This is a genomic window from Sunxiuqinia sp. A32 (genome assembly GCF_052690465.1).
On the sequence record NZ_JBQYLI010000038.1, the window covers coordinates 1 to 5,461 of the forward strand.

Sequence of the window (5,461 nt, forward strand, 5' to 3'; positions counted from 1 at the left end):
ATTAGGGAGTTCAAAACGAGAAGAATTTAGTAGTAAGAAATAGGTTTATCCGCGGTGAGAGTTGCGGTTATTTTTTGCGAAAAAGATAAGTTCATTGAAAATATTGAAAAGGTAGAAAGATAAGGAAGAATTGCTATTAAACAGTTTTAATCCACGAGCTAGACAAGATTGGGTTTTCGGACCCTAACAATTTTTTATACAACGAAGAGTTTGATCCTGGCTCAGGATGAACGCTAGCGGGAGGCCTAACACATGCAAGTCGAGGGGTAACATGGTCTTCGGACTGATGACGACCGGCGCACGGGTGCGTAACGCGTATGCAACCTACCTCAAACAGGGGGATAGCCCAGGGAAACTTGGATTAATACCCCATAGTATTTGTTTACCGCATGGTTTACAAATTAAAGATTTATCGGTTTGAGATGGGCATGCGTGGCATTAGTTAGTTGGCGAGGTAACGGCTCACCAAGACTACGATGCCTAGGGGTTCTGAGAGGATGATCCCCCACACTGGTACTGAGACACGGACCAGACTCCTACGGGAGGCAGCAGTGAGGAATATTGGTCAATGGGCGCAAGCCTGAACCAGCCATCCCGCGTGAAGGATGAATGTACTATGTATTGTAAACTTCTTTTCTGCACCAAGAATGTGCCTTACGTGTAAGGTTTTGACGGTAGTGCAGGAATAAGGATCGGCTAACTCCGTGCCAGCAGCCGCGGTAATACGGAGGATCCAAGCGTTATCCGGATTCATTGGGTTTAAAGGGTACGTAGGTGGCTTTGTAAGTCAGTGGTGAAATCCTGCCGCTTAACGGTAGAACTGCCATTGATACTGCAAAGCTTGAGTATAGTTGAGGTAAGCGGAATGTGTAGTGTAGCGGTGAAATGCTTAGATATTACACAGAACCCCGATTGCGAAGGCAGCTTACTAAACTATAACTGACACTGAGGTACGAAAGCGTGGGGAGCGAACAGGATTAGATACCCTGGTAGTCCACGCCGTAAACGATGCTCACTCGCTGTATGCGATACACAGTATGCGGCCAAGCGAAAGCATTAAGTGAGCCACCTGGGGAGTACGTTGGCAACAGTGAAACTCAAAGGAATTGACGGGGGCCCGCACAAGCGGAGGAACATGTGGTTTAATTCGATGATACGCGAGGAACCTTACCTGGACTTAAATGCAGAACGACAGACCCTGAAAGGGGTCCTTCTTCGGACGTTTTGCAAGGTGCTGCATGGTTGTCGTCAGCTCGTGCCGTGAGGTGTCGGGTTAAGTCCCATAACGAGCGCAACCCTTACCGTTAGTTACCATCAGTTTGGCTGGGGACTCTAACGGGACTGCCACCGTAAGGTGAGAGGAAGGTGGGGATGACGTCAAATCAGCACGGCCCTTATGTCCAGGGCTACACACGTGTTACAATGGCCGGTACAAAGGGCAGCTACTAGGTGACTAGATGCTAATCTCTAAAGCCGGTCTCAGTTCGGATCGAAGTCTGCAACCCGACTTCGTGAAGCTGGATTCGCTAGTAATCGCGCATCAGCCATGGCGCGGTGAATACGTTCCCGGGCCTTGTACACACCGCCCGTCAAACCATGGAAGTTGGGGGTACCTGAAGTCTGTGACCGCAAGGAGCGGCCTAGGGTAAAACTAATGACTGGGGTTAAGTCGTAACAAGGTAGCCGTACCGGAAGGTGTGGCTGGAACACCTCCTTTCTGGAGCTTGGTTTAAGACTGAGGCATTTTTTCTTTATCACTACCTTTTTAAAAAATATAAGAGCAAAACGCGGAAAGCTGTCAGCTTATAGCTTGAGGCTTGAAGCCAAAGCCATTAAAGACAGTCCCGTAGCTCAGCTGGTTAGAGCGCTACACTGATAATGTAGAGGTCCCCAGTTCAAGTCTGGGCGGGACTACTGCCTAAGGCAAAAGGAAAAAGTAAAAAAGGCAAAACACAGTTTTGACTAACACTTTTGACTTTTAACTTGAAAACGGGGGATTAGCTCAGTTGGCTAGAGCGCTAGATTTGCATTCTAGAGGTCAAGGGTTCGACTCCCTTATTCTCCACAAACAATTACAAAGTACATAAGTACGGAGTATAAGTGTGAAAGAGACAAAAAAAGTCAATAAACACAAGTTCATAAAAATATTGGAACAACTGATACGCCAGGAGGTGTAAAGATTCGGTTCGAATCCGGATGTATCAACGTTAAGCGGTTAAGTAGTTGTGTATGATCAGTAATTAAGGCTTTTAATTATCAGGATTCACAGCTAATACACTTGCCAGCTTTAAAGTTCTTTGACATGTTGGGAAATATTGAATGTGAAGTACATTCAACCTTAAAAAATAATCATAGGAGAAAGTTATTAAGGGCGTACGGGGGATGCCTTGGCTCTCAGAGGCGATGAAGGACGTGATAAGCTGCGATAAACCGCGGGGAGGTGCAAATAACCTTTGATCCGTGGGTTTCCGAATGGGACAACCCATCCTTTCGAGGATATCCTGCAATGCAGGAAGCTAACCCGGGGAACTGAAACATCTAAGTACCCGGAGGAAGAGAAAACAATAGTGATTCCGTAAGTAGTGGCGAGCGAACGCGGAACAGCCTAAACCATCATTGTTTCGGCAATGGTGGGGTTGTAGGGCCACAACATTTGTTTTAACATTAAATGGAACAGTCTGGAAAGTCTGGCCAAAGCGGGTGACAGCCCCTTACATGTAAATTGTTAAAATGATAGTGGTACCCTGAGTAGGGCGGGACACGAGAAATCCTGTCTGAATCTGCCAGGACCATCTGGTAAGGCTAAATACTACTGAGAGACCGATAGTGAACCAGTACCGTGAGGGAAAGGTGAAAAGCACCCCGAACAGGGGAGTGAAAAAGTACCTGAAACCGTACGCTTACAAGCTGTAGGAGTCCGTCTTCTGACGGATGACTGCGTGCCTTTTGCATAATGAGCCTACGAGTTAGTCGTCACTGGCGAGGTTAAGTGTTTAAGACACGGAGCCGAAGCGAAAGCGAGTCTGAATAGGGCGCTTTAGTCAGTGGCGCTAGACGCGAAACCTTGGTGATCTACCCATGGTCAGGTTGAAGTCCCGGTAACACGGGATGGAGGACCGAACCAGGAAACGTTGAAAAGTTTTTGGATGAACTGTGGGTAGGGGTGAAAGGCCAATCAAACTGGGAAATAGCTCGTACTCCCCGAAATGCATTTAGGTGCAGCGTTGGTTATGAGTCTTATAGAGGTAGAGCTACTGATTGGATGCGAGGGCTTCACCGCCTATCAAATCCAGACAAACTCCGAATGCTATAAGATGCTTACCAGCAGTGAGGGCATGGGTGCTAAGGTCCATGTCCGAGAGGGAAAGAACCCAGACCATCAGCTAAGGTCCCCAAGTGTATGTTAAGTTGAACAAACGAGGTCCGATTGCTTAGACAGCTAGGATGTTGGCTTGGAAGCAGCCATTCATTTAAAGAGTGCGTAACAGCTCACTAGTCGAGCGATTGGGCGTGGATAATAATCGGGCATTAAACATACCACCGAAGCTATGGATTTATGGTAGGGGAGCATTCCAGTCTGCGTTGAAGCGGTGTCGTGAGGGGCCGTGGAGCGTCTGGAAAAGCAAATGTAGGCATAAGTAACGACAAAGCAGGTGAGAAACCTGCTCGCCGATAGACTAAGGTTTCCTGATCAACGCTAATCGGATCAGGGTTAGTCGGGACCTAAGGGGTAGCCGAGGGGCGAACCCGATGGACAATTGGTTAATATTCCAATACCCTTGTATACTGCGATGGGGTGACGAAGTGATGAAAGGACCGCGTACTGACGGAATAGTACGTTAAAGGGCGTAGGTGTTGAGAGTGGTAGGCAAATCCGCCACTTGAGCCGAAACCTGACAGTACCGTGAGCCTTCGGGCAAGCGGATAGTGTCCCTAAGGGCTTCCGAGAAAAACCTCTAAGCTTCAGGTATACAAGGCCCGTACCGCAAACCGACACAGGTAGTCAAGGAGAGAATCCTGAGGCGCTCGAGTGATTCATGGCTAAGGAACTAGGCAAAATCGCCCCGTAACTTCGGGAGAAGGGGCGCTCTACTCCGGTAGAGCCGCAGTGAAAAGGCGCATGCGACTGTTTATCAAAAACACATGGCTTTGCTAAATCGAAAGATGATGTATAAGGCCTGACACCTGCCCGGTGCCGGAAGGTTAAGTGGGGGCGTTATCTTCGGAGAAGCGCTGAAATGAAGCCCCGGTAAACGGCGGCCGTAACTATAACGGTCCTAAGGTAGCGAAATTCCTTGTCGGGTAAGTTCCGACCTGCACGAATGGTGTAACGATGTGCGCACTGTCTCGGCCATGAGCTCGGTGAAATTGTAGTCTCGGTGAAGATGCCGGGTACCCGCAACGGGACGGAAAGACCCCGTGAACCTTTACTGCAACTTCACATTGATTCTGGGTAAGTGATGTGTAGGATAGGACGGAGGCTATGAAGCGGGCTCGCCAGGGTTCGTGGAGCCATCCTTGAAATACGTCCCTTTGCTTATCCGGGACCTAACTTCGCAAGAAGGACAGTGTGTGGTGGGTAGTTTGACTGGGGTGGTCGCCTCCAAAAGAGTAACGGAGGCTTCTAAAGGTGCGCTCATGACGATTGGTAACCGTCAGTAGAGCATAATGGTATAAGCGCGCTTGACTGTGAGACTGACAAGTCGACCAGGTAGGAAACTAGAGCATAGTGATCCGGTGGTTCCGCATGGAAGGGCCATCGCTCAAAGGATAAAAGGTACTCCGGGGATAACAGGCTGATCGCTCCCAAGAGCTCATATCGACGGAGCGGTTTGGCACCTCGATGTCGGCTCGTCACATCCTGGGGCTGGAGAAGGTCCCAAGGGTTGGGCTGTTCGCCCATTAAAGTGGCACGCGAGCTGGGTTCAGAACGTCGTGAGACAGTTCGGTCCCTATCTGTTGTGGGCGTTGGAAATTTGAGAGGACCTGCTGCTAGTACGAGAGGACCGCGGTGGACATACCTCTAGTGTACCTGTTGTGGCGCCAGCTGCATTGCAGGGTAGCTATGTATGGAAGGGATAAGTGCTGAAAGCATCTAAGCACGAAGCCTGCCTCAAGATGAGATTTCCTTTAAGGGCCGTGGGAGACTACCACGTTGATAGGCTGCAGGTGTAAAGTCAGTGATGGCAAAGCCGAGCAGTACTAATTGCCCGAAGACTTTCCCTGGATTTTTTAAGGTTGGTTATTACTTTTCATTCATCCCAATATGTTGAAAATATTTAAGTGTTGCGTTAAGCAATCAACGATTTTAGGTGACTATTGCGGCGGGGCCCCACCTCTTCCCATTCCGAACAGAGAAGTTAAGCCCGCCAGCGCCGATGGTACTGCAGAAATGTGGGAGAGTAGGTCGTCGCCAATCTTTCCAAACCCTGTGTTCTCCAGAGCACAGGGTTTTTTATTT

At 48.9% G+C, this 5,461-nt stretch carries 2 tRNA genes and 3 rRNA genes; all 5 read left to right on the top strand.

Going from position 1 to position 5,461, the window contains the following annotated elements:
• The first annotated feature begins 198 nt into the window (after positions 1 to 198).
• A 16S ribosomal RNA gene (locus ACUNWD_RS20695) occupies positions 199 to 1,717 on the top strand.
• 123 nt (positions 1,718 to 1,840) lie between these two features.
• Positions 1,841 to 1,914, top strand: a tRNA-Ile gene (locus tag ACUNWD_RS20700).
• A gap of 77 nt (positions 1,915 to 1,991) precedes the next feature.
• Positions 1,992 to 2,065, top strand: a tRNA-Ala gene (locus ACUNWD_RS20705).
• Between the two features lie 290 nt (positions 2,066 to 2,355).
• Positions 2,356 to 5,226: ribosomal RNA gene (locus ACUNWD_RS20710) — 23S ribosomal RNA — on the top strand.
• An 82-nt stretch (positions 5,227 to 5,308) separates the two neighbouring features.
• A 5S ribosomal RNA gene (rrf, locus tag ACUNWD_RS20715) occupies positions 5,309 to 5,419 on the top strand.
• The 16S, 23S and 5S rRNA genes sit together here with 2 tRNA genes alongside, the layout of an rRNA operon.
• Positions 5,420 to 5,461 lie beyond the last annotated feature (42 nt).